Below are 24,321 nucleotides of genomic sequence, written 5' to 3' on the forward strand. Positions count from 1 at the left end.
GCATGAACTGGTTTCGCCGGCTGCGCCCGCTCTCGCTCCGTACCCGCTTTCTGCTGGCGACGGCCGCCGTAGTGCTGGTTATCTCACTCTCTTATGGCATGGTCGCGGTTATCGGCTACGTCGTGAGTTTTGATAAAAATACCTACCGCGTGCTGCGCGGCGAGAGCAATCTCTTTTTTACCCTGGCGCAGTGGCAGGACAACAAACTCACCATCGCGCAGCCGGAGCGCATGACGCTGAATTTCCCGACGCTGGTCTTTATCTATGATGAGCGCGGCAAGCTGCTGTGGCAGCAGCGCGACGTGCCGGAGATCCGGGATAAAATTCAGCCAGAGTGGCTGCTGAAACCTGACTTTTACGAAATTGACACCAGCAACCGCACCAGCCTGACGGCATTAGGCGATAACATACAGGCGCAGCAGCAGCTGCACGCACTGGACAGTAACAGTAACGACACCTTTACCCATTCGGTGGCGGTGAATCGCTACGACGCGACGGTGAACCTGCCGGCGCTGACCATTGTGGTGGTTGACTCCATTCCGCAGGAGCTGCAGCACTCAGACGTGGTGTGGTCATGGTTCAGCTATGTGCTGGCAGCCAATCTGCTGCTGGTGATCCCGCTGCTCTGGCTGGCCGCACACTGGAGCCTGCGCCCGATTGGCGATCTCACCGCGCAGGTGCGCGAGCTGGAAACCGGTCAGCGGGAAAACCTGGGCGACAACCCGCCACAGGAGCTGAAAAGCCTGGTGCGCAATCTTAACCTGCTGCTGACCAATGAACGCCAGCGCTACACCCGCTACCGCACCACGCTCTCTGATTTAACCCACAGCCTGAAAACTCCGCTGGCGGTGCTGCAGAGTACGCTGCGATCGCTGCGCAACGGTAAATCGCTGACGATTGAACAGGCGGAGCCGGTGATGCTGGAGCAGATCAGCCGTATTTCACAGCAGACGGGTTACTATCTGCATCGCGCCAGTATGCAGGCCGATCACAACCCGCTGCAGCGCGATTTTCATTCGGTTTCAGCCCTGCTGGACAGCCTCTGCTCTGCGCTCAACAAGGTTTACCAGCGCAAGGGGGTGGAGATCACCCTCGACATCCCGCCCGAGCTGGTTTTTGTCGGCGATCAGAATGATTTTATGGAAGTGCTGGGCAACGTACTGGATAACGCCTGTAAATATTGCCTGGAGTTTATTGAAGTGAGCACGCGCCAGACTGACCAGGCGCTGCATCTGTTTATCGACGATGACGGGCCGGGTATTCCTGAAAGCAAGCGCGACCTGATTTTTGTACGCGGCCAGCGGGCCGATACGCTGCGGCCGGGACAGGGACTGGGGCTTGCGGTGGTGCGGGATATTCTTGAACAGTATGCCGGAACCGTGATCGCCTCTGCCAGCCCGCTGGGCGGCACGCGCATGGAAGTGGTGTTCCGGCGGCAGGAAGTTACACATCACCGCGAGTAGAACCGGCTGCAGACTGTTATACTTGCCAGCAATTATTGCTCCAACCGGAATGCTTCGTATGGATTATCAGCTCGATATCAACCAGGCCGACTTTATTCAGCGCTACTGGCAGAAACGCCCGGTCGTGCTTAAACGCGGCTTTAAAAATTTTGTGGATCCCCTCTCTCCGGATGAGCTGGCGGGTCTGGCGATGGAAAACGAGGTGGACAGCCGCCTCGTCAGCCATCAAAACGACAAATGGCAGGTCAGCCACGGCCCGTTTGAAAGCTACGACCATCTGGGTGAAAACAACTGGTCACTGCTGGTTCAGGCGGTTAACCACTGGCATGAGGGCTCTGCTGCCCTGATGCGCCCGTTCCGCTTTCTGCCCGACTGGCGCATCGACGATCTGATGATCTCGTTTTCAGTACCGGGCGGTGGCGTGGGGCCGCATTTCGATCAATATGATGTCTTTATCATTCAGGGCACCGGCCGCCGGCGCTGGCGCGTGGGTGAAAAGGTGCCGATGAAGCAGCACTGCCCGCATCCCGATCTGCTCCAGGTTGCGCCGTTTGACGCCATCATTGATGAAGAGCTGGAGCCGGGCGATATCCTCTATATTCCGCCGGGTTTCCCGCATGAGGGCTACTCACTGGACAATGCGCTCAACTATTCAGTCGGGTTTCGTGCGCCTAATGGCCGTGAGTTAATCAGCGGCTTTGCGGACTATATGCTGGCCCATGAGCTGGGCAGCTATCGCTACAGCGATCCGGAGGTGCCTCCGCGCAGCTGTCCGTCGCAGATCCTGCCTTCTGAAGTGGAAGGCATTCGCCAGGTCATGCTGGACGTGATCAATCAGCCGGAGCAGTTCAGCCAGTGGTTTGGCGAATTTATTTCGCAGTCGCGCCATGAGCTGGACGTTGCGCCACCGGAGCCGCCTTATCAGCCGGATGAAATTTATGATGCGCTGCAGCAGGGCGATACGCTGACGCGCCTTGGCGGTCTGCGCGTGCTGACGCTGGGCGAGGCCGTCTACGTTAATGGCGAGCAGATCACCAGCCAGCATCCGCAGGTGCTGGCCGCGCTGGCGCACCGGCACGAACTCGCTCTGACAGATTTTGGTGACGCGCTGGATGACCCGTCACTGCTGGCCCAGCTGGCCGGCCTGGTGAACAGCGGCTACTGGTTCTTTGCTGATTAAGATCTTTTCCCGCGCCTCTCCTGCAAGCAGGAGAGGCGCGATGCGCCACCGTTACGCCTTCTTCTCTGCCGCCAGCGCAGAGAGCCGCACAATCACTTCTGTCGCTTTTTGCATCACATTCAGTGAGGCAAACTCATGTTTGCCATGGTAGTTATAGCCACCGGTAAAGATATTCGGACAGGGCAGCCCTTTCCACGACAGCGCAGAACCGTCAGTGCCGCCGCGAATCGGCTTCACGTCAGGCTCAATGCCGCAGTCGCGCATCGCCTGCAGCGCCAGCTCAATAATATGCGGATGCGGCTCCACTTTTTCGCGCATATTGCGATAGCTGTCGCTGATCTCTACTTTAACCGAACATTCGCTCTGCAGCCCTTTGCCCACCCGCTGTCCGATATTCTCCAGCAGCTGTTTGCGCTGTTCATAGCTGTCTGCATCAAAATCGCGGATCAGGTACATCAGCTCAGCGTGCTCCACCGTGCCTTTGATGGAGTGCAGATGGAAAAAGCCTTCGTAGCCGTCAGTGAACTGCGGCTTCTCTTTAGCAGGCAGCTCGGCATGAAAGCGCATCGCCAGATCCAGCGCATTCACCATGACGTTCTTTGCGCTGCCCGGATGCACATTATTACCGGTGATATAGACCATTGCGGTTGCGGCGTTGAAATTCTCAAACTCAAACTCACCCAGCCCGCTGCCATCCATCGTATAGGCCCAGTCGGCCGCAAACCCTTCCACGTCGAAGTGCGACGTGCCGCGGCCGATCTCTTCATCCGGCGTAAAGGCAACCCGGATAGCGCCGTGCGGCACGTCGCCCTTCGCCAGCTCCGCCATTGCCGTCATAATTTCTGCAATGCCCGCTTTATCATCCGCGCCCAGCAGCGTTTTGCCATCGGTGGTAATCAGCGTATGTCCGGTCAGCTTATGCAGCACCGGGAACATCACCGGCGACAGCACTTCGTCACCGTTCCCCAGGGCAATGTCGCCGCCGCGATAGTTTTCCACGATCTGCGGATTAACATTTTTCGCCGTGTAGTCTGGTGAGGTATCCATATGAGAGATAAAGCCGATAACCGGCACCGGCCAGTCGACGTTGGCCGGCAGCGTACCCATTACGCAGCAGTGGTCACTCAGTGATACATCAACAAAGCCCAGTGCAATCAGCTCTTCCTGTAGCTGACGCGCCAGGATCCACTGCCCCTCACTGCTGGGCACCTGCCGCGCCTGCGGTTTAGCCTGCGTCTCTATCGCTACATAGCGCAGAAAACGCTCCAGTAACTGTTCCATCTGTTATCCCCCTGTTTAAGCCGGTGTTATTATGGTGGCGGCAACTGTACGCCGCGTTGCGTTATATCACTCTTCTTTAGGTTAGCCTGCCTGCCGGGTACTGTACCAGGTAAATTATTGCCGGCTGACGTGCCATGCATAGTTCGGTAATTTTCCCTCTTTTCCGGGTAATTCAGCGGTAAACCATGGCATTACATAAATTTTCAGGTATTATCCCGCCTTCACTACGGCTCGCTGTCGCCGGCAGCGAGGCGGTATCCTGCTCCCTTCAGACTGAGTGACTAAAATGACGCAAACATGCGCACAACAGGCGCTGGTTACGCTTTCTGGCATCAGTAAAGCTTTCGATGGGAAAACCATCATCTCAGATTTCGACCTGCATATCGGACACGGGGAGTTTATTACCCTGCTCGGTCCGTCAGGCTGCGGGAAAACCACCATTTTGCGCCTGCTTGCCGGACTGGAAACCACCGACAGCGGCCGTATCACACTGGATGGCAGCGATATTACCGATACGCCCGCCGAACAGCGTCATATCAATACCGTGTTTCAGAGCTACGCGCTGTTTCCGCATATGTCCGTGTTTGAAAACGTCGCATTTGGTCTGCGCATGCAGAAGCGCCCCGCGGGTGAAATCGTGCAGCGTGTTGATGAAGTGCTGGCTATGGTGCAGCTGGAGCGTTTTGCCGACCGGCGCCCGCACCAGCTCTCAGGGGGACAGCAGCAGCGGGTGGCTATCGCCCGCGCCGTGGTCAACCGGCCAAAAGTGCTGCTGCTGGATGAGTCTCTCTCGGCACTGGATTATAAGCTGCGTCGTCAGATGCAGAACGAGCTGAAAGCGCTGCAGCGCAAACTGGGTATCACCTTTGTCTTTGTCACCCACGATCAGGAAGAGGCGCTCTCCATGTCAGACCGCATCGTGGTGATGCGCGACGGTCGCATTGAGCAGGATGGCACGCCGCGTGAAATTTATGAAGAGCCGGGCAATCTGTTTGTGGCGCGTTTTATCGGTGAAATCAACGTCTTTGACGCCGAGGTGATCGCGTGCGACCGCGCGCCCAGGATCCGCGCGCGCGTTGAAGGCATCGCCTGCGATCTGCACTGCCCGTTCCCGGTGGCACCCGGTGATAAACTGCACGTACTGCTGCGCCCGGAAGATCTGCGCGTTGAAGAGATTGCCCATGACAGCCGCAGCGAGTATCTGACCGGTTTTGTTCGCGACCGCAGCTATAAAGGCATGACCCTGGAGTCCTCGGTGGAACTGGAGAACGGCAAGCTGCTGACGGTCAGCGAGTTCTTTAACGAAGATGACCCCGATTTTGACCACTCGCTGAATCAAAAAATGGCCATCCGCTGGGTGCCGGACTGGGAGGTGGTACTGCCCTATGAAACTGATGCGTAATCGTCTGCAGAAAGCGATTGTTGCCCTGATTGTCAGCTGGCTGGCGCTGTTTGTGCTGTTACCTAATCTGATGATTATCGCCACCAGCTTTCTGACGCGCGATGATGCGCATTTTGTCAGCATGGTATGGACCTTTGATAACTATCGCCGCCTGCTCGACCCGCTCTACGCCAGCGTGCTGCTGCATTCGCTGAATATGGCGTTTATCGCCACCCTGTGCTGTCTGCTGCTGGGCTATCCGTTTGCCTGGTGCCTGACCCGGCTCTCGCCGCGGCTGCGTCCGCTGATGCTTTTTTTGCTGATTGTACCCTTCTGGACCAACTCGCTGATCCGCATCTATGGGCTGAAGATCTTTCTCAGCACCCGCGGCTGGCTGAATGACGTTCTGCTCTGGCTTGGCGTGACAGACAAACCCTTTCGTATCATGTTCACCTCTGAAGCGGTGATCCTGGGTTTAATCTATATTCTGCTGCCGTTCATGGTGCTGCCGCTCTACTCCAGCCTGGAGAAGCTCGACCGATCGTATCTTGAAGCAGCGCGCGATCTCGGTGCCAGTAAGCTACAGACGGTTGTACGCATTATTCTGCCGCTGACCCTGCCTGGCATCGTCGCCGGCTGCCTGCTGGTGTTTATCCCGGCGATGGGTATGTTTTACGTGGCGGATCTTATGGGCGGTGCCAGAAATCTGCTGATTGGTAACATTATCAAGAGCCAGTTTCTGAACATCCGCGACTGGCCGTTTGGTGCAGCAACCAGCGTGGTGATGACGCTGCTGATGGGCATTATGCTGCTGTTCTACTGGCGTGCGGCGCGGCTGCTGAATAACCGGGTGGATCTCTCATGATGACGCGTCTGCTACGCGGTGGCTTTATGACCGCGATTTACGCCTGGCTCTATATTCCGATGATTATCCTGATCGTGAACTCTTTTAATGCTTCGCGCTTCGGCATTAACTGGCAGGGATTCAGCATGCGCTGGTATCAGCTGCTGCTGAATAACGACAGTCTGATTCAGGCAGCACAGCACTCGCTTATCATGGGTGTGCTATCCGCAACCTGCGCCACGCTGATCGGGGCGCTGACGGCAGTCGCGCTCTACCGCTACCGTTTTCGCGGTAAACCTTTCGTCAGCGGCATGCTGTTTGTGGTGATGATGTCGCCGGATATTGTCATGGCAATCTCCCTGCTGGTGCTGTTTATGCTGCTGGGTATCTCGCTCGGCTTCTGGTCGCTGCTGTTTTCGCATATCACCTTCTGCCTGCCTTTTGTGGTGATTACCGTTTACTCGCGCCTGAAAGGATTTGATGTCCGTATGCTGGAGGCGGCAAAAGATCTCGGTGCCAGCGAAATGACCATTTTGCGTAAAATCCTGCTGCCGCTGGCGATGCCGGCCGTAGCGGCGGGCTGGCTGCTGAGTTTTACCCTCTCTATGGATGACGTGGTGGTCTCGTCATTCGTTACCGGACCGGGGTTTGAGATCCTGCCGCTGAAGATCTACTCCATGGTGAAGGTCGGTGTTTCACCCGAAGTGAACGCGCTGGCGACGATCCTGCTGCTACTGTCGCTGCTGCTGGTGGCGGTGAGTCAGCTACTGCTCCGTGATAAAACCCAATAGAGGATATCCCATGAAAAGACAATCTTGCTGGCTGGTCGCCGGAGCGCTGGCGCTGTGTATGCAGAGCGCGCAGGCTGATGACAAGACGCTCTACTTCTACAACTGGACGGAATATGTGCCGCCGGGTCTGCTGGAGCAGTTTACCAAAGAGACCGGGATCAAAGTGATCTACTCCACCTATGAATCCAATGAGAGCATGTACGCCAAGCTGAAAACCTGGAAAGATGGCGCTTACGATCTGGTGGTGCCCTCAACCTATTTTGTGGCCAAAATGCGTAATGAGGGGATGCTGCAGAAGATCGACAAAGCGCAGCTGAGCAACTTTAAGAATCTCGATCCCGACCTGCTTAACAAGCCGTTTGATCCCGGTAACGACTACTCTGTTCCCTATATCTGGGGCGCGACTGCCATCGGTGTCAACAGCGATGAGATCGATCCCAAAACGATCACCCGCTGGGCTGATCTCTGGAAACCGGAGTATAAGCAGAGTCTGCTGCTGACGGATGATGCGCGCGAAGTGTTCCAGATGGCGCTGCGCAAGCTCGGGTATTCCGGCAATACGCAGGACCCGGCGCAGATCACCGCTGCCTGGGAGGAGCTGAAAAAGCTGATGCCCAACGTACTGGCGTTTAACTCCGATAATCCGGGCAACCCGTTTATGGAGGGCGAAGTGAACGTCGGGATGATCTGGAACGGCTCCGCTTATGTGGCGCGTCAGGCGGGCACCCCGCTGAGCATAGTCTGGCCGGCAGAAGGCGGCATTTTCTGGATGGATAATCTGGCGATCCCGGCCAACGCGAAAAACCGGGAGGGGGCGCTGAAGTTGATCAACTTCCTGCTGCGCCCTGAGGTGGCAGCTCAGGTAGCAGAAACCATTGGCTACCCGACGCCTAATCTGGCAGCGAAGAAGCTGCTGCCTGCGGCCGTAGCGCAGGATCCGTCACTCTACCCGCCAGCTGATGTGATCAGAAAAGGCGAATGGCAGAATGACGTCGGTGCCGCCAGCGTACAGTATGAAACGCTGTTTCAGAAGCTGAAAGCCGGCCGCTGATGGCTCAGCCGGGCGCCGCACGGGCGCCCGGTTTAGTGCACCAGGCTCTCCAGCAGGCGCTGCACAAATGCCGGTACCACTTCGCTTGCCAGACCATACTTTCCTTCAGCAAACTCATTGCCGACCTGACTCGGCTCCAGGTTCAGCTCAACCGTGTGCGCACCCTGCAGCGTGGCTTCATGCACAAAGCCGGCGGCGGGATAGACATGCCCTGAGGTGCCGATGGCGATAAACAGATCGACCTGCTGCATCGCCTCATAGATCTCTTCCATGCCGAGCGGCATTTCGCCAAACCATACTACATGCGGCCGCAGCCGGGCCGGAAACTGACAGCAGGTGCAGCGATCGTCTGCAGTGACGTCGCTATACCACGTCACCACCTGGCCGCTCTCTTCACAGCGTACTTTCAGCAGTTCACCATGCATATGCAGCACGCGCTGGCTGCCGGCACGCTCGTGCAGATTGTCGATGTTCTGTGTGACCAGCAGAAAATTATCGCCCAGCGCCTGCTCCAGTTCTGCCAGCGCCAGGTGCGCGGCGTTAGGCTGGATCTCCGGCTGCTGCAGCTGCTGGCGGCGAATATTATAAAAGCGCTGAACCAGCGCCGGATCGCGACGGAATCCTTCCGGGGTGGCGACATCTTCAATGCGATGCTCTTCCCACAGGCCGTCAGAGGCGCGAAAAGTCCGGATACCTGATTCGGCCGAAATGCCGGCACCGGTCAGCACCACAACGCGCGGCAGCGGATGCGCGGCGAGTTCAGCGCTGCGATCGCGCTCAAAAATGCGCTGGCGAAAGCGCTGATGCACTTTACGGCGGTTTTTCCTGTCGCGGGCGAGTCGTAGGCGGCGGCGCTGTATGCGCATAAAAACTCCTTGATCTGCGGCGCGGTACGCCGTGTTTCGGGTGTTGTAGTGGGCAATGTTGTCCCGATAATAACGACTGCGCGGCGATACCGCCCTGCGCAGACGCTGAATCTGTACGCAGCCGCCGGAGCGGCTGCCAGGGTAGCTACTGACCGCTCAGCACACGGGCCGGGTCGAGGCGGCTGGCGCGCCGGGCCGGATACCAGCTGGCAATCAGGCTCAGCACGATAGCGGTTGCCAGTACAGTGACAACATCAAGCCAGTGCAGTTCCGATGGCAGGAAGTCGATAAAGTAGATATCGCCTGCCAGCAGCGTATGCCCGGTCAGATGTTCGATGCCGCGCATCACCGGCGTCAGGTTCAGCGCCACCAGCACGCCGGTGACCACACCGCTGACGCTGCCCAGCAGACCCGCCAGCAGCCCGTACCAGATAAAGATAGCGCGGATAAGCCCATCTTTCGCCCCCAGGGTACGCAGCACGGCAATATCTGCACTCTTATCTTTGACCGCCATCACCAGGGTGGAAACGATATTGAAACAGGCGACGCCAATCACCAGCACCATCGCCAGATACATAATGGCGCGGATCATCTGGATATCGCGATACATGTAGCCGTAGGTGCCAATCCAGCTTTTGATGTAAACATAGGCGTGGGCTACCTCACCGGCCGAGCGCACCAGCTTTTGCGCCTGAAACGGATCGTGCATCTTCAGCGCGATACCGCTGACGCTGTCGCCCAGACCCAGATAACGCTGCGCATCCGCCAGCGGCACCAGCGCCAGGCTGTGATCGAGCATACCGCTCAGCTGCAGAATACCGCTGACCTGCAGCCGGATGCGCTTCGGCTGCTGCAGCTTATTGTCCGCGCTGCTGTTCGGGATCATGATGGTGATCCAGCTGCCCTGCTTCACGTTCAGCGATTTGGCAATGCCGCCGCCTAAAATAATCTGCTGTTTGCCGGCAGCAAACTGTGACCAGGCGTCGCCAGCGACAAACTGCGGCAGTGCGCTGAGTCGCGACTCCTGCTGCGGATCAACCCCTTTTACCTGCAGCGCCTGCAGCCTGGCCCCGCTCTCGATTAAGCCGGTAAAGTTAACATAGGGCGCCGCCGCCGCGATGCCGGGCACCTGCTCCATCGGAGCTATCAGGGATTGCCAGTCGCGCAGCGGTCCGTCGACCGGCTCAATTTCGCCGTGCGGAACGACGGCCAGAATGCGGTTATTCAGCTCACGCTCAAAACCGTTCATCGCGCTGAGGCCGATGATCAGTACGGCCACGCCCAGCGCGATCCCCACGGTGGAGATCACTGAAATCAGCGATACCATGCCGCCACGCCGCCGGCCCCGGCTGAAACGCAGCCCCAGCAACAGTGAGAGAGAAGAGGTCATGCCTCAGCTCCCAGCGTCAGGCGATCGCTCAGCTGTCCGTCACGCATTTCCATCTGCCGCGTCAGGCGTTTTGCCAGCTGCAGATCGTGTGTTACCACCAGAAAAGCGGTGCCCTGACGCACGTTAAGCTCGCCCAGCAGTTCAAATATTGCATCGGCGTTGCGCGCGTCGAGGTTACCGGTTGGCTCATCCGCCATCACCAGACGCGGACGGTTGACCAGCGCCCGGGCTATCGCCACACGCTGCCGCTCGCCGCCTGACAGCTCAGAGGGACGATGCGCGGCGCGCTTCTCCAGTCCGACCGCCGCCAGCATTTCACGTGCGCGGCTCTCTGCTTCCGCTTTGGCCGTTTTGCCAATCAGCAGCGGCATCGCCACGTTTTCCAGCGCGCTGAAGTCAGGCAACAGGTGGTGGAACTGATAGATAAAGCCCAGCTCGCGGTTGCGCAGCTCTGCTTTCGCGGAAGCGCTCATGGCATTCAGCGTGCGGCCATCAAACACCACGTCGCCCGAGGTAGGCGCATCCAGCCCGCCCAGCAGATGCAGGAGCGTACTTTTACCTGAGCCGGAGCTGCCGACAATCGCCGTCAGCTCACCGGGCTGCAGGCTGAAAGCCACGTTGCGCAGCACATCGGTCTGCACGCTGCCTTCCTGATAGCGTTTGCACAGGTCGCGACACTGCAACAAAGGGGTATTACTCATAACGTAGAGCCTCAGCGGGTTGAACGGCGGCAGCGCGCCAGGAGGGATAAAGGGTTGAGAGCAGCGCAACCGTCATAGAGACCAGAGCGATAATCACCACCTGCCAGGGATTAATGTCCACCGGCAGCGCCGCGCCCTCAAGAAACAAACCGATGACCGGCATCAGCGTATTCAGCTGGCTGGCCAGCAGCACGCCCAGCAGCGCACCCAGCAGCGCACCAATGATCCCGGCACTCGCGCCCTGCACCATAAAGACCGCGACGATCTGCCGCCGGGTCAGGCCCTGCGTCTGCAGTATCGCCACCTCGCCCTGCTTCTCCATAATCAGCAGACCCAGCGAGGTAATGATATTGAACGCCGCTACGGCAATAATCAGACTCAGCAGCAGCCCCATCATATTTTTTTCCATGCGTACCGCCTGGAAAAGATCGCCTTTGCGCTCGCGCCAGTCTTTCCACACCGTGCCCTGCGGCAGCGGCTGGGTGCTCAGCGTATCCACGCTCAGCGGCTTTTCCAGCCAGAGCCGCCAGCCGGTGATGTTGCCTGCCGGATAGCGCATAACGCGTGACGCATCCTGCTGGTTGACCAGGATCTGATAGCCATCTACTTCACTATTCGCCGCATAAGTGCCGGCAACGGTAAAGATGCGCTGGCTGGGCAGGCGCCCGACCGGAGTAAACTGGCTCACCGACGGCACCATCAGACGCAGCGCGTCGCCCCGCTTCACGCCAAGCTGTGAAGCGAGCTGCTCACCGAGGATCACATTATAGTGGCCCGCCTGCAGCACCTGCTGCTGCGTGTTGACCAGGTAAGGCGTGAGCGGATCGGGTTCGTCCGGGTTTATTCCCAGCATCACGCCAACCGACACATTGTGCGCACTCTGCAGCACCACATCAGCGGTGGTCAGGGGCGCAACGCGCGTGACGCCCTGCAGCTTCAGGCTGTCAGCCGGCAGCTGCTGCGGATCGATACTGCCTTTGTCGCTGGTAATGAGCGCCTGCGGCATCAGCCCCAGGATATTTCCCTCCAGCTCACGCTCAAAGCCGTTCATCACCGACAGCACGGTCACCAGCGCCATCACGCCCAGGGTAATGCCGATAGTGGAAAGCCAGGAGACGAAGCGACCAAAGCGGTCTGAAGCCCGTCCACGCATGTAGCGTAAACCGATAAATAGCGCAACTGGTTGATACATGAGTTCCGTTCTGGCCATTGCCTGATAATAAGGTAGAGGGATGATAATGGAGCCGCCTGCTTTATGAAACCTCTAACCCACTGAGTGATGAGCGAAGTTGCATCAAAATGCGTCCCTGCCGCGTCACAGGCCAGATTTCTCTCGCAGCGGCCGGCGCGGCCGGCTGCACGGGCGAACAAAAGCTGTACGAACGGCTGCAGCGGGCGGCGCGCGCATACCATCACTGGCATATCGGGACTATTATATCTGTCAGGCTGATAGCGCGGAGTCGCTGTCGCTCCCTTCCGGCCTGCCTGCGGGCACAATGGAGAGATGATCATCAGGGCGGTTTATGGAATGATGACGCCCTGAAATACAAGGAGAGCACGTCGAGACCCTATGTCGGAACAGCATCGTTATACCCTGCCTGCCAAAGCAGGAGACCATCGTCAGCTCGGCCAGCTGGTCGGCGCCGCGCAGGCGGTTGAGTGCGCCAGTATCACCGAACGCCATCAGGGTCCGGTGTTGATGATCACCCCGGATATGCAATCCGCGCTGCGGCTGCAGGAGGAGATCCGTCAGTTTACCGACCTGCCGGTCATTAACCTGCCGGACTGGGAAACGCTGCCTTACGACAGCTTTTCGCCCCACCAGGATATTATTTCAGCACGCCTCTCTACGCTTTATCAGCTGCCGATGCTGGCACGCGGCATGCTGATCCTGCCCGTGAATACGCTGATGCAGCGCGTCTGCCCGCATAGTTTTCTGCACGGGCATGCGCTGGTGATGCAGCAGGGACAAAAACTGTCACGCGACGCGCTACGCGATCAGCTGGAGCAGGCGGGTTATCGCCACGTCGATCAGGTGATGGAGCACGGCGAATACGCCACGCGCGGTGCCCTGCTCGATCTCTTCCCGATGGGCAGCGACCAGCCCTATCGCATCGACTTTTTTGATGATGAAATCGACAGCCTGCGCCTGTTCGACGTTGACAGCCAGCGCACGCTGGAATCAGTGGACGCAATCAACCTCCTGCCGGCGCACGAATTTCCCACTGACAAAGCGGCGATTGAGCTGTTTCGCACCCGCTGGCGCGAGATTTTCGACGTGCGCCGCGAGCCGGAGCATATCTATCAGCAGGTCAGTAAAGGCACGCTGCCCTCCGGCATCGAATACTGGCAGCCGCTGTTTTTTGAGCAGCCGCTGCCCACGCTGTTCAGCTACCTGCCCGCCAGCACGCTGGTGCTGAACTGTGGCGATCTGCCCGGCAGCGCGGAGCGCTTCTGGCAGGATGCGCACGCGCGCTTTGAAAACCGGCGCATCGATCCGATGCGTCCGCTGCTGGAGCCGGCCACGCTCTGGCTGCGACCCGATGCGCTGCTCAGCGAACTGAAAGACTGGCCGCGCATGCAGCTCACGGCAGAAACGCTGCCGGAAAAAGCGGCCAATACCAACCTGGCGTATGAGCCGCTGCCGGAACTGACCGTGCAGGCCCAGGCGAAAGCCCCACTCGACCTGCTGCGCCAGTTTCTGGAGCAGTTTAGCGGTCAGGTGATTTTCTCGGTAGAGAGCGAAGGCCGGCGGGAAAGCCTGCAGGAGCTGCTGGCGCGCATTAAGCTACGCCCTCAGCCGGTTGAGCACTTCAGCGAAGCAGCGGCTCAGCCCTACAGCCTGATGATAGGCGCCAGCGAGCGTGGCTTTATTGATACGCTGCGCAATCGCGCGCTGATCTGTGAAAGCGATCTGCTGGGCGAGCGCGTCAGCCGTCGGCGGCAGGATAACCGCCGCACCATCAATCCGGACGTGCTGATCCGCAACCTGGCGGAGCTGCATCCCGGTCAGCCGGTGGTGCACCTGGAGCACGGCGTCGGACGCTATATCGGACTCACCACGCTTGAGGCCGGCGGGATTGTGGCGGAGTACCTGATGCTCTCCTACGCCGGCGACGCCAAACTTTATGTGCCGGTCTCCTCACTGCATCTGATCAGCCGCTACGCCGGCGGCGCCGATGACAATGCGCCACTGCACAAGCTTGGCAGTGATGCCTGGTCACGCGCGCGGCAGAAAGCGGCAGAAAAAGTGCGCGATGTGGCGGCGGAACTGCTGGATATCTACGCCCAGCGTGCCGCGAAGAGCGGCTACGCCTTTAAGCACGATCGCGAACAGTACCGGCTCTTCTGCGAAGGCTTTCCGTTTGAAACCACGCCGGATCAGGCGCAAGCGATTAACGCCGTGTTGAGTGATATGTGCCAGCCGCTGGCGATGGATCGCCTGGTGTGTGGCGACGTCGGCTTTGGTAAAACGGAAGTGGCGATGCGCGCGGCGTTTCTGGCCGTGGAGAACACCAAGCAGGTGGCGGTGCTGGTTCCCACCACCCTGCTGGCGCAGCAGCACTATGATAACTTCCGCGATCGCTTTGCCAACTGGCCGGTGCGTATCGAGATGCTGTCACGCTTCCGCAGCGCTAAAGAGCAGGCGCAGGTACTGGAGCAGGCGAGCGAAGGCAAAATCGATATTCTGATCGGCACGCACAAACTGCTGATGAGCGATCTCAAATGGCGCGACCTCGGGCTGCTGATTGTGGATGAAGAGCATCGCTTTGGCGTGCGGCATAAAGAGCGCATCAAGGCGATGCGCGCCGACGTCGATATCCTGACGCTGACCGCCACACCGATTCCGCGTACGCTGAATATGGCGATGAGCGGGATGCGCGATCTGTCGATTATCGCCACGCCGCCTGCCCGCCGCCTGGCGGTAAAAACCTTTGTGCGTGAATATGACAGTCTGGTGGTGCGCGAAGCGATTCTGCGCGAAGTGCTGCGCGGTGGCCAGGTTTACTACCTCTATAATGACGTGGAAAACATTGAGAAAGCGGCGCAGCGGCTGGCGGATCTGGTGCCGGAAGCGCGTATCGCAATTGGTCACGGCCAGATGCGCGAGCGCGATCTGGAGCGGGTGATGAACGATTTCCATCACCAGCGTTTTAATGTGCTGGTCTGTACCACCATTATTGAAACCGGTATTGATGTACCCAGCGCCAACACCATTATCATTGAGCGTGCCGATCACTTTGGTCTGGCACAGCTGCATCAGCTGCGTGGCCGCGTGGGTCGTTCGCACCACCAGGCCTACGCCTGGCTGCTGACACCCCACCCCAAAGCGATGACCACCGATGCCCAGAAGCGGCTGGAAGCGATCGCCTCGCTGGAAGATCTTGGCGCCGGCTTTGCGCTGGCAACGCACGATCTTGAAATTCGCGGCGCCGGTGAGCTGCTGGGTGAAGATCAAAGCGGTCAGATGGAGAGCATCGGCTTTACGCTCTATATGGAGCTGCTGGAAAACGCGGTGGATGCGCTGAAAGCGGGACGTGAGCCGTCGCTGGAAGATCTCACCAGCAATCAGACCGAGATAGAACTGCGGATGCCGGCGCTGCTGCCGGATGATTTCATTCCCGATGTCAGCACCCGTCTTTCACTCTATAAACGGATTGCCAGCGCCGCCGACGAGCAGGACCTGGCTGAACTGCGGGTAGAGATGATTGACCGCTTCGGTAAACTGCCTGATGCCGCGCGCAATCTGCTGGATATTGCCGCGCTGCGCCTCGCCGCGCGCGAGCTGGGCGTGCGCAAAATTGAAGCCAGTGACAAAGGCGGCTTCTTTGAGTTTGCCCCACAGAACCAGATCGATCCCGGCTGGCTGATTAGCCTGCTGCAGAAAGATCCGGCACAGTGGAAGCTGGATGGCCCGACGCGGCTGCGCTTCACGCGCGATCTGACTGAACGCAAGCTGCGCATGGAGTGGGTTCAGGAGTTTATTACCGAACTGGCAAAGCACCGGCTGCCGGCAGGCTGATACACAATAAAAAAGCGCCTTACGGCGCTTTTTTTATCTGGTTTGCTGTGAAATAGCTTTGCCCAATCAGGCCTGATTCGAATTCAGGATGAGCTGACCATTACGGTCAAGCGGGATGCGGGTGCCAGGGTCATTCTCCATGCGGATTTTGCCCTGCTGGTCGCCTATTTTATAGGTCACATCATAACCCAGCATCTTTTCCTGTTTACTGTATACCGTTCTGCAGCGCTGTTCGCTGGTGGTGTAGGTATCCCGCTCCTGCAGCGCGCCCTGCACCTGATTACCGCCGTAGCCGCCGGCCAGCGCACCCGCTACGGTAGCCACATCGCGACCGCGACCGCCGCCGAACTGATGACCCAGCACGCCGCCAGCGACGGCACCCAGCACAGAACCGGCAATGCGGTTCTCATCCTGTACCGGACGACGGTGCGTCAGCGTAACGTTACGGCACTCCTGACGCGGCTGTTTAATACTCTCTTTAATCGGGGTGGCTGACAGCACCTGAGCAAATTGCGGACCGCGATCAAACACGTTCATGCTGGCGACCGCCGCCACGCCCAGCGCTGCTGCTACGCCGATTCCGATACCCGCAAGCATTGATTTATTCACAGGAATATCCTCCTGACAGTGTTACCGCGCATTCCCGTCGCTACAGGCTGTAGCGGAGGCATAACCGGCGTGCGCGCCGCGCCGTGTTCCTGAAGATAAGTTTTGCAGATGGTCCGGAATTGCAACATCAGATTAATGGAGGAAACGCAGCATAAGCGCAGCAGGGCCAGCTTTTAGGAGAGTTCCGAGCAGCAGGCTGAAGGCAGGTATTCTTACGGTGAACTGATGATTTGCAGCGATGTAATGACGGTAAAACAGGCGCGGGCGACATCATGTCGCCCGCGATTAATTAGTGCAGTTTAAGTCGCGGACGCAGTACGCGGTTCAGACTGCCGACCAGCATCATTAACCCGGTCTTGAAGTATCCATGGAGCGCAATCTGATGCATACGATACAAAGAGATATAGACAAAGCGCGCAATACGCCCTTCCACCATCATTGAGCCGCGCATCAGGTTACCCATCAGGCTGCCTACCGTGGTAAAGCGCGACAGCGAAACCAGCGAGCCGTGATCTTTATAAACATACGCTTTCAGCGGCTTACCTTTACGCTGCGCCAGGATGTTATCCAGCACGCGCGACGCCATCTGATGTGCCGACTGCGCGCGCGGCGGTACGAAGCCACCATTGGGCAGCGCACAGGAGGCGCAGTCGCCAAGCGCATAGATATTTTCATCGCGCGTGGTCTGCAGCGTCTCTTTTACCACCAGCTGGTTAATGCGGTTGGTCTCCAGACCGCCAATCTCTTTCATAAAGTCAGGCGCTTTGATGCCTGCTGCCCACACCATCAGATCGGCAGCAATATACTCACCCTCTTTGGTGTTAAGCCCTTTAGCATCGGCGCTGGTCACCATGGTCTGCGTCAGAACGCGCACGCCCAGTTTGGTCAGCTCCTGATGCGCCGCTGCAGAGATACGCGGCGGCAGCGCGGGCAGAATGCGTTCACCCGCTTCCACCAGCGTGACGTTGAGCGCGCTGCTGTCGAGGCCTTTGTAGCCGTAGCTGTGCAGCTGCTTCACCGCATTGTAGAGTTCAGCGGAGAGCTCCACGCCGGTGGCGCCGCCGCCAACAATGGCGATATTCACTTTCTGCAATTCGCCTTCGCTGGCGGAAAAACGCAGGAACTGATTCAGCATCTCATTATGGAAGCGACGCGCCTGATGCGGATTGTCGAGGAAGATGCAGTGATCTTTCACGCCCGGCGTACCAAAATCGTTGGACGTACTGCCCAGCGCCACCACCAGACGGTCCCACGCCAGCTCACGCTGTGGCACCAGAATCTCACCCTGAGCGTCGCGGATTTCTGCCAGTTCAATGGTTTTGCGGTCGCGGTGGATCTGCGTCAGCGATCCCAGCTGAAACTGAAAGCCGTGGTTACGGGCATGGGCCAGATAGCTCAGCGCATCGATGCCCTCATCCATAGAACCGGTCGCCACCTCATGCAGCAGCGGTTTCCAGAGATGACTGTGGTTACGGTCAACCAGAATAATCTCCGCTTTTTTGCTGCGGCCCAGCTTATGCCCCAGCTGCGTTGCCAGCTCCAGGCCGCCGGCACCTCCGCCAATAATGACGATCTTTTCCACGGTTGTAGTCAATGCAGACCCCTCAAAGTTGTAAACCAAAGGTTAATTGATGGTTAAATAAAACCTTAATAAACATAGGGTTGGCGATAGTTAATCGCGTGCTGAGGGCAGAATATCACGCCGGCAGAACCAGATCATAAGGAAATTGATGCAGATCAATCTTTCACGGGGATTATCAGAATGTTACACATTTTGTGAATAGCATCACACGACAAACGCCGCATTCACAGAGCGGAACGCGGCGTTTCGACATGCTTACGGCTGCGCGTTATGTGCCAGCCAGCGCGTCTGCAGATCGCTGAGCTGACGCTGATTCTGGCGCCAGCGCGCGCTGTCCTGTAGCGCATCCAGCGAGTGCCGGCCGCGATGCCAGAGCCGCGCAATACGCTCTGCCGGACCCGCCTGCAGATTATCCAGTACGCTGATTGCGCCCGCCCGCTGGTTGCAGACCAGGATCATATCGCACCCGGCATCCAGCGACTGCTGCGCCCTTTCGGCATAGCTGCCCATCACGGCAGCCCCCTCCATCGACAGATCGTCGGAGAATATCACGCCGTCAAAGGCGAGCTCCTGACGCAGTACCTGCTGCAGCCAGTAAGGCGAGCCGCTGGCGGGCAGCGGATCCACATCAGTATAGATAACGTGGGCTGGCATCACCGCATCCAGCAGCTGTTCACTGATGAGCTGCTGAAAAATAGCCATATCGTGCTGGCGCAGCGTGGCTGCATCGCGCGTGTCGCGCGGTGTCTCTTTATGCGAATCCGCGCTGACCGCGCCGTGGCCGGGAAAATGTTTACCGGTGGTTTTCATACCGGCTTCGCGCATGCCATTAATAAAGCGCCGTGCGATCTGCAGCGCAATGGCAGGGTCAGCATGAAACGCCCGATCGCCTATCGCAGCGCTGATGTGTCCGATATCCAGTACCGGAGCAAAACTGATATCAATATCAAGCCCGGTCATTTCTGCCGCCATCTGCCAGCCCGCCTGCTGCGCCAGTTCGCCTGCCGTAGTCAGATCGTGCAGGGCAGCAAAGGATTGCATTGCCGGCAGCTGTGTAAAGCCTTCACGGAAACGCTGCACGCGTCCGCCTTCCTGATCAACCGCCACCACCAGCCGGTTGCGGGAAGCAGCGCGGATCTGACGCACCAGCTCGCGGAGCTGAGCAACGTCATGAAAGTTGCGCGTAAACAGAATAAGTCCGCCCACCAGCGGGTGCTGCAGTATTTCGCGCTCTTCGGCGTCCAGCGTGTAGCCGGCAACGTCCAGCATCAGCGGGCCGGGTGCATTGATTGTCATAGCTCTGTTCCTGAGTTAAATATCCTGCCAGCTGGCCTGCGCCAGCTGCTGTAAAGTTGCCTCTCCGCTCTGCTCGGCGCGCAGCTGATACCAGCTCGCCATCAGCAGTTGCAGCCACGGCTGCCAGCGCGCTATCTGACGCGCCAGCACGGCGCCATCCATTTGCGTCAGTGCGGCATACTCTTCTGTCCACGCCGCGGCCTGCGCCGGTGCCCCTGCGCAGAGGGCAGCCAGTTCCAGCGCCACGTCGCCATCGGCCGCATACTCCCAGTCAATCAGCCTTAGTCCGGCCGGCGTGGCGATCACATTACCCGGGTGGACGTCCATATGCAGCGGCGCAAGGCGCAGCGGGTGCGGTTCACCCTGTCGCTGCAGCCGCTGCAGCCGCTTCAGCCAGCGCCAGTGCCGCTGACGGCAGCGCTGCCAGTAGTGCTGCAGCAGAGGCAGCAGCCGCAACGGATAGCCGGTCAGCGGCTGCCGGTGCAGCGTACTGATCAGCGTCACTATTTCGCTGCGCTGCGCGTCAAAGCCGGCAGGCGTCAGCGCCTCGCCCGGCAGCCAGCGCTGCAGCAGCCACGGAGTCTGCCAGCTGAGCGGTTCAGGCCCAAGGCCGGCCTCGCGCAGCTGGCGCAAAATACGGTACTCGCGCTGCCGGTTAACAAAGGGTATGGGCTGCAGGGGTATGCGCCGCGCCAGCAGCGTATCCTGCTCGCCCGTGATTTTAAAACTGTTGCCGCTCAGCCCGGGCAGCGCGAAAAAATAGCCGGCGGCGGATGCCGTCGGCCACTGTTGCTGCACCAGATGAACCAGCGCGGGATCAGGGTTGTGTTGCACCATTACCTGACCAGATGATTTCGCCGGTCTGTACCAGCATCAGCTGCATCTGCAGCGTGGGTGACTTCACCTCGCCTTTCGCATTGCTGTAAAGCACATACTGCGCATTGACGATGCGCGCCAGGCCAATCGCTTTGCTGCGCGAATTCAGACTGTCTTCCGGTGAGAGGCCCAGCGTCTGCCGTGCCTGATTCAGCTGGTCATCGGACACCAGGGTGAATTTGCCGTTATTTGCCAGCGCGTTCTGAATCGCACTGGTGGCTTTTTCTGTCTGCAGCGCGCCATTGGTGCTGTTTTTAAGGCGATCAACCAGCAGCACGCTGCCCGGATTCACTCCGGCAGACTGTACCATGTTTGCCACCAGCGGCGAGACGCTGGCGCTCCAGTTAATGGTCTTTAGCTTAGGCGGCTGCGGCACATTTTGCGGCGGCGGCACGGGTTGCGGTTCCGGCTGCGGCTCCGGCTGAACCGGGGTCGTCGGCTGTGTCGGTTCGACCGGTGCCGGCGTCTGCTGTTTTACCACACAGCCGGTAAGCATCAGCGCAAACAGTAGCGCGCCAGAACGTTGAACACTGCGGATCACGGGGTTACTCCTTAGAGATAAAGATAAAGCCGCACTTTGCTGGCGGTGAGATTGCCCATTTGCGAAGCCACCACTACGCTGCCGTGTGCGGGAACAGTTTGCGTCTGTGCCGGCTCCTGTGGCTCAATTTCCAGTCCTTTATCGTCATACCAGTAAAAACGATAATGCACCGTCACAGGCGCTTCACGCAGATTTTGCAGCGTGCTGGCCGCCTGCAGCTGTCCGTCGCGGCTGGTAAGCTCTGGCTCGTCAGTAATGATCCCCGCAGACAGCACGGATGACTCCATCACCAGCGATTGCGAGGTATTGATCATCGGTTTATCACTACTGCAGCCTGCCAGAGTCAATAATAGCAGGCCACTCAGCCATTGACGCATATCAGGTCCGCCTGAGGTTATTGAGCAAGCATCGGGCCCAGGGGTTCACCACCCACCAGGTGCATGTGTATATGATAGACCTCCTGACCGCCGTGGCGATTGCAGTTCATGATCAGGCGGTAGCCATCTTCAGCAATACCTTCATCGCGGGCAATTTTCGCCGCCACGGTGATCATCCGTCCCAGCGCATGTTCATGTGCTGGCTTAACATCGTTTGCCGTGGGGATCAGCACATTAGGGATAATCAGTACATGAACCGGCGCTTTCGGTGCAATATCGCGAAAAGCAGTGACCAGTTCATCCTGGTAGATAATATCGGCCGGAATTTCACGGCGAATGATTTTACTGAAAATAGTCTCTTCAGCCATGGTGCGGTTCCTTTTTACCTGAGTCAGTCTGGCAGTATGCGCGAGAAAATCCGTTTCGTTCAACCTTCTCCGGGCTTTTCTTCACTGACTGACTGCTTTTACAGCGTCATGCTGAAAAACAAAAACCCCCTCACAGGAGGGGGTTTTTAGTGACTGCACATACTGTCGCTGCAAAGGTGTTACATACTGCGGATGTAATCATCCATTTCTGTTTTCAGGTTATCTGATTTAGTGCCAAAGATAGCCTGTACACCGGAACCGGCCACCACCACGCCGCGGGCACCGAGGTTTTTCAGTTCAGCCTGATCAACCTTCGCCACATCGGCTACGCTGACGCGCAGACGGGTAATACAGGCGTCCAGGTTGGTAATGTTCTCTTTGCCGCCAAAGGCGCTGACCAGCTTGCCCGCCATTTCGCTGCCGGTAACGCTGCTCTGCTCAATCGCGGTATCTTCACGACCCGGCGTTTTCAGATTCAGTTTTGTAATCAGCACGCGGAAGACGGTGTAGTAAACCAGGCCGTAGATGATGCCAACAATCGGGAACAGCCAGATTTTGCTGCTGTTGCCGCTCAGGACGATAAAATCGATCAAGCCGTGTGAGAAGCTGGTACCGTCACGCATGCCCAGCAGGATACAGATAGGGAACGCCAGACCGGCCAGAATCGCGTGGATCACGTAGAGGATCGGTGCCACGAACATGAAAGAGAACTCAATCGGTTCGGTGATCCCGGTCAGGAACGAAGTCAGCGCGGCAGAGATCATGATACCGCCGACTTTGGCGCGGTTCTCAGGCTTCGCCGAATGCCAGATAGCGATAGCTGCAGCCGGCAGACCATACATTTTAAACAGGAAGCCACCAGAGAGTTTACCGGCAGTAGGATCTCCCGCCATATAGCGCGGAATATCACCGTGGAATACCTGGCCGGCCGCATTGGTGAACTCACCAATCTGCATCTGGAAAGGAACGTTCCAGATATGATGCAGGCCGAAAGGCACCAGCGCACGCTCAATCACACCGTAGATGCCGAAGGCCACAACCGGATTCTGATACGCCGCCCACTGCGAGAAGTCCTGAATCGCGGTACCAACCGGCGGCCAGATAAACGACAGCACAATACCGGTAAAGATCGCGGTCAGACCCGAAATAATAGGGACAAAGCGTTTACCCGCAAAGAAGCCGAGGTACTCAGGCAGCTTGATGCGGTAAAAACGGTTAAACATATAGGCAGCGATCGCACCGGCAATGATCCCGCCCAGTACGCCGGTGTCCGCCAGATGTTTCGCTTCTATCTCGGCAGCAGGGAGATGCAGCACCAGCGGTGCCACAACGGCCAGCGTTTTGACCATGATGCCGTAGGCGACAACCGCCGCCAGTGCTGACACGCCGTCGTTATTGGTAAAGCCCAGCGCCACACCAATCGCAAAAATCAGCGGCATGTTGGCAAAAACGGACCCGCCTGCCTCGGCCATGACGTGGGAGACCACTGCCGGCAGCCAGCTAAAGTTTGCAGAACCAACACCTAACAAAATACCGGCAATCGGCAGAACCGATACCGGCAACATCAGCGATTTACCTACTTTCTGCAGGTTCGCAAATGCGTTCTTGAACATAGAAGCTCCTGAGTATGAGTGCATAGTTGCGCGATGCGCGTGGCTGCGGGGGAGGTTCCGCAGCCGGATGACGCTGAGCGTCTTTTGATTTATTACGAAGAGTAAAATAAATGGGTGCGCGTTACTTTGACGGCTATCACGTTTCCTCAATGATAGCGCGCAGCTTTCAGCACTTTCTGACTGACCTGCCGGATAATAGCGCAATAAAACACTGCCTGTTTCGGGATTAACCTGATACAGGCAGTTCGTTACGGATTAATTACAGCGTTTGAAATAAAGGCTCAGGCACCCAGACGCGCCATAGGGATATGAAACAGGCGTGAGAAATTCTGCGTGGTAGCCGCCGCCAGGGTCTCAATATCCACCCCTTTCAGCACTGCCATATAATCGGCCACGTCACGCGTAAAGGCAGGCTGATTCTCTTTGCCGCGATGCGGCACCGGAGCCAGATAGGGCGAATCCGTCTCAACCAGCATACGATCCAGCGGCACAAAGCGCGCGGCGTCGCGGATCTGCTCTGCATTACGGAATGTCAGAATGCCGGAGAAAGAGATATAAAAACCGAGATCCAGAAGTTTTGCTGCGGTTGCACGATCTTCGGTAAAACAGTGCAGCACGCCGCCACACTTCTCAACCTGCTCTTCGCGCAGGATCGCCAGCGTATCGTCGCGGGCTTCCCGGGTGTGCACAATGATCGGCTTATTCAGTGCAATACCGGTGCGAATATGTTCGCGAAAAGCAGCCTGCTGCTGCGCTTTGGTCTCCTGCTGATAGAAGTAGTCGAGGCCGGTTTCCCCCAGCGCCACTACCTGCTCCTCTGCGGCCAGGCGGCGGAACTCCGCCACATCCCAAGGTTCCTCCTGGTTCAGCGGATGAACGCCGCAGGCCAGCGCAATATTCTGCCGCTCGCCCACCAGCGCTTTGATGCGATAGTAGTCCGGCAGCGTGGTGGCAATCGCCAGCATAAATTTTACGTCGCGCGCGGCGGCTTTGGCGATAACGTCATCCAGGTCGCGGTGCTGGTTTTCATAGTCAAGGCCATCGAGGTGGCAATGGGAATCAACAATAAACATAATTTTCTCAGATAA

General features: G+C 58.1%; 21 protein-coding genes. 7 read left to right on the forward strand and 14 right to left on the reverse strand.

From position 1 onward, the window contains the following. Positions 1-2 precede the first annotated feature (2 nt). The gene (gene phoQ / locus BBA90_RS13320; RefSeq protein ID WP_065649568.1) at positions 3-1,463 is read left to right on the forward strand and encodes a two-component system sensor histidine kinase PhoQ; all 1,461 of its coding nucleotides are present in this window, start codon (positions 3-5) and stop codon (positions 1,461-1,463) included. Between the two features lie 58 nt (positions 1,464-1,521). After that, positions 1,522-2,643 carry a cupin domain-containing protein gene (locus BBA90_RS13325; protein ID WP_065649569.1) on the forward strand — a complete coding sequence of 374 codons (1,122 nt, stop codon included), beginning with the start codon at positions 1,522-1,524 and terminating at the stop codon, positions 2,641-2,643. 51 nt (positions 2,644-2,694) lie between these two features. Here the strand turns inward: BBA90_RS13325 and pepT are convergent, their stop codons facing one another. Beyond that, the gene (gene pepT, locus BBA90_RS13330; RefSeq protein WP_065649570.1) at positions 2,695-3,924 is read right to left on the reverse strand and encodes a peptidase T; all 1,230 of its coding nucleotides are present in this window, start codon (positions 3,922-3,924) and stop codon (positions 2,695-2,697) included. A 286-nt stretch (positions 3,925-4,210) separates the two neighbouring features. On the opposite strand from pepT, the gene potA reads away from it, so the two are divergent. Genes potA through potD form a run of 4 tightly spaced genes read left to right on the forward strand, consistent with a single transcriptional unit; the run spans position 4,211 to position 7,991 of the window. Further along, the gene (potA, locus tag BBA90_RS13335; RefSeq protein WP_065649571.1) at positions 4,211-5,326 is read left to right on the forward strand and encodes a spermidine/putrescine ABC transporter ATP-binding protein PotA; all 1,116 of its coding nucleotides are present in this window, start codon (positions 4,211-4,213) and stop codon (positions 5,324-5,326) included. Continuing rightward, positions 5,319-6,170, forward strand: a complete 852-nt coding sequence (gene potB / locus BBA90_RS13340; RefSeq protein WP_167350687.1) for a spermidine/putrescine ABC transporter permease PotB — start codon at positions 5,319-5,321, stop codon at positions 6,168-6,170. The genes potA and potB overlap by 8 nt, the downstream gene beginning before the upstream one ends. Further along, complete coding sequence (potC, locus tag BBA90_RS13345; protein WP_065649573.1) at positions 6,167-6,940, forward strand: spermidine/putrescine ABC transporter permease PotC; 774 nt, start codon at positions 6,167-6,169, stop codon at positions 6,938-6,940. The genes potB and potC overlap by 4 nt, the downstream gene beginning before the upstream one ends. Before the next feature lie 10 nt (positions 6,941-6,950). Then, positions 6,951-7,991, forward strand: coding sequence for a spermidine/putrescine ABC transporter substrate-binding protein PotD (gene potD, locus BBA90_RS13350; RefSeq protein ID WP_065649574.1), 1,041 nt, complete (start codon positions 6,951-6,953; stop codon positions 7,989-7,991). Positions 7,992-8,023: 32 nt separating this feature from the next. Here potD and cobB read toward each other — a convergent pair whose 3' ends face one another. The 4 genes from cobB to lolC all read right to left on the reverse strand — a co-directional run bounded on the left by cobB (position 8,024) and on the right by lolC (position 12,140). Continuing rightward, positions 8,024-8,857, reverse strand: a complete 834-nt coding sequence (gene cobB / locus BBA90_RS13355) for a Sir2 family NAD+-dependent deacetylase (RefSeq protein WP_065649575.1) — start codon at positions 8,855-8,857, stop codon at positions 8,024-8,026. A 145-nt stretch (positions 8,858-9,002) separates the two neighbouring features. Continuing rightward, positions 9,003-10,247, reverse strand: coding sequence for a lipoprotein-releasing ABC transporter permease subunit LolE (gene lolE, locus BBA90_RS13360; protein ID WP_065649576.1), 1,245 nt, complete (start codon positions 10,245-10,247; stop codon positions 9,003-9,005). Then, positions 10,244-10,948 (reverse strand): lipoprotein-releasing ABC transporter ATP-binding protein LolD, encoded by a 705-nt coding sequence (gene lolD, locus BBA90_RS13365; RefSeq protein WP_065649577.1) that lies wholly within the window; start codon positions 10,946-10,948, stop codon positions 10,244-10,246. The genes lolE and lolD overlap by 4 nt, the downstream gene beginning before the upstream one ends. Further along, positions 10,941-12,140, reverse strand: coding sequence for a lipoprotein-releasing ABC transporter permease subunit LolC (lolC, locus tag BBA90_RS13370; RefSeq protein ID WP_065649578.1), 1,200 nt, complete (start codon positions 12,138-12,140; stop codon positions 10,941-10,943). The genes lolD and lolC overlap by 8 nt, the downstream gene beginning before the upstream one ends. A gap of 378 nt (positions 12,141-12,518) precedes the next feature. On the opposite strand from lolC, the gene mfd reads away from it, so the two are divergent. Continuing rightward, entirely contained in the window at positions 12,519-15,971 is a 3,453-nt protein-coding gene (gene mfd / locus BBA90_RS13375) for a transcription-repair coupling factor (protein ID WP_065649579.1), read from the forward strand. Between the two features lie 66 nt (positions 15,972-16,037). Here the strand turns inward: mfd and BBA90_RS13380 are convergent, their stop codons facing one another. The 9 genes from BBA90_RS13380 to BBA90_RS13420 all read right to left on the reverse strand — a co-directional run bounded on the left by BBA90_RS13380 (position 16,038) and on the right by BBA90_RS13420 (position 24,306). Then, positions 16,038-16,580, reverse strand: a complete 543-nt coding sequence (locus BBA90_RS13380) for a glycine zipper 2TM domain-containing protein (protein ID WP_039383872.1) — start codon at positions 16,578-16,580, stop codon at positions 16,038-16,040. Between the two features lie 289 nt (positions 16,581-16,869). Next, positions 16,870-18,174 carry an NAD(P)/FAD-dependent oxidoreductase gene (locus BBA90_RS13385; RefSeq protein ID WP_065649580.1) on the reverse strand — a complete coding sequence of 435 codons (1,305 nt, stop codon included), beginning with the start codon at positions 18,172-18,174 and terminating at the stop codon, positions 16,870-16,872. Between the two features lie 243 nt (positions 18,175-18,417). After that, positions 18,418-19,458: a beta-N-acetylhexosaminidase gene (gene nagZ, locus BBA90_RS13390; RefSeq protein WP_065649581.1), complete on the reverse strand. Its 1,041-nt coding sequence runs from the start codon at positions 19,456-19,458 to the stop codon at positions 18,418-18,420. 15 nt (positions 19,459-19,473) lie between these two features. Continuing rightward, the gene (gene thiK / locus BBA90_RS13395; protein ID WP_065649582.1) at positions 19,474-20,295 is read right to left on the reverse strand and encodes a thiamine kinase; all 822 of its coding nucleotides are present in this window, start codon (positions 20,293-20,295) and stop codon (positions 19,474-19,476) included. Continuing rightward, positions 20,276-20,875: a penicillin-binding protein activator LpoB gene (gene lpoB, locus BBA90_RS13400; protein WP_065649583.1), complete on the reverse strand. Its 600-nt coding sequence runs from the start codon at positions 20,873-20,875 to the stop codon at positions 20,276-20,278. The genes thiK and lpoB overlap by 20 nt, the downstream gene beginning before the upstream one ends. Before the next feature lie 11 nt (positions 20,876-20,886). Further along, positions 20,887-21,252 (reverse strand): YcfL family protein, encoded by a 366-nt coding sequence (locus BBA90_RS13405; protein WP_065649584.1) that lies wholly within the window; start codon positions 21,250-21,252, stop codon positions 20,887-20,889. Between the two features lie 17 nt (positions 21,253-21,269). Next, positions 21,270-21,620 (reverse strand): purine nucleoside phosphoramidase, encoded by a 351-nt coding sequence (hinT, locus tag BBA90_RS13410; protein ID WP_065649585.1) that lies wholly within the window; start codon positions 21,618-21,620, stop codon positions 21,270-21,272. Positions 21,621-21,799: 179 nt separating this feature from the next. Further along, positions 21,800-23,233 (reverse strand): PTS glucose transporter subunit IIBC, encoded by a 1,434-nt coding sequence (ptsG, locus tag BBA90_RS13415; protein ID WP_065649586.1) that lies wholly within the window; start codon positions 23,231-23,233, stop codon positions 21,800-21,802. 281 nt (positions 23,234-23,514) lie between these two features. Then, on the reverse strand, positions 23,515-24,306 hold the full coding sequence (locus BBA90_RS13420; RefSeq protein ID WP_065649587.1) for a metal-dependent hydrolase: 792 nt from the start codon (positions 24,304-24,306) through the stop codon (positions 23,515-23,517). Positions 24,307-24,321: the final 15 nt, after the last annotated feature.

Origin of the sequence: Pantoea eucrina (assembly GCF_001691555.1) — a bacterium.
Taxonomy (GTDB): Bacteria; Pseudomonadota; Gammaproteobacteria; order Enterobacterales; family Enterobacteriaceae; genus Pantoea; species Pantoea borealis.

Coding starts and splice junctions, on each gene's coding strand:
- BBA90_RS13325 (WP_065649569.1), top strand. CDS start 1,522: ATGGATTATCAGCTCGATATCAACCAGGCCGACTTTATTCAGCGCTAC.
- ptsG (WP_065649586.1), bottom strand. CDS start 23,233: ATGTTCAAGAACGCATTTGCGAACCTGCAGAAAGTAGGTAAATCGCTG.
- hinT (WP_065649585.1), bottom strand. CDS start 21,620: ATGGCTGAAGAGACTATTTTCAGTAAAATCATTCGCCGTGAAATTCCG.
- potD (WP_065649574.1), top strand. CDS start 6,951: ATGAAAAGACAATCTTGCTGGCTGGTCGCCGGAGCGCTGGCGCTGTGT.
- lolD (WP_065649577.1), bottom strand. CDS start 10,948: ATGAGTAATACCCCTTTGTTGCAGTGTCGCGACCTGTGCAAACGCTAT.
- potA (WP_065649571.1), top strand. CDS start 4,211: ATGACGCAAACATGCGCACAACAGGCGCTGGTTACGCTTTCTGGCATC.
- phoQ (WP_065649568.1), top strand. CDS start 3: ATGAACTGGTTTCGCCGGCTGCGCCCGCTCTCGCTCCGTACCCGCTTT.
- BBA90_RS13405 (WP_065649584.1), bottom strand. CDS start 21,252: ATGCGTCAATGGCTGAGTGGCCTGCTATTATTGACTCTGGCAGGCTGC.
- lolC (WP_065649578.1), bottom strand. CDS start 12,140: ATGTATCAACCAGTTGCGCTATTTATCGGTTTACGCTACATGCGTGGA.
- potB (WP_167350687.1), top strand. CDS start 5,319: ATGCGTAATCGTCTGCAGAAAGCGATTGTTGCCCTGATTGTCAGCTGG.
- BBA90_RS13420 (WP_065649587.1), bottom strand. CDS start 24,306: ATGTTTATTGTTGATTCCCATTGCCACCTCGATGGCCTTGACTATGAA.
- potC (WP_065649573.1), top strand. CDS start 6,167: ATGATGACGCGTCTGCTACGCGGTGGCTTTATGACCGCGATTTACGCC.
- lolE (WP_065649576.1), bottom strand. CDS start 10,247: ATGACCTCTTCTCTCTCACTGTTGCTGGGGCTGCGTTTCAGCCGGGGC.
- nagZ (WP_065649581.1), bottom strand. CDS start 19,458: ATGACAATCAATGCACCCGGCCCGCTGATGCTGGACGTTGCCGGCTAC.
- thiK (WP_065649582.1), bottom strand. CDS start 20,295: ATGGTGCAACACAACCCTGATCCCGCGCTGGTTCATCTGGTGCAGCAA.
- cobB (WP_065649575.1), bottom strand. CDS start 8,857: ATGCGCATACAGCGCCGCCGCCTACGACTCGCCCGCGACAGGAAAAAC.
- pepT (WP_065649570.1), bottom strand. CDS start 3,924: ATGGAACAGTTACTGGAGCGTTTTCTGCGCTATGTAGCGATAGAGACG.
- mfd (WP_065649579.1), top strand. CDS start 12,519: ATGTCGGAACAGCATCGTTATACCCTGCCTGCCAAAGCAGGAGACCAT.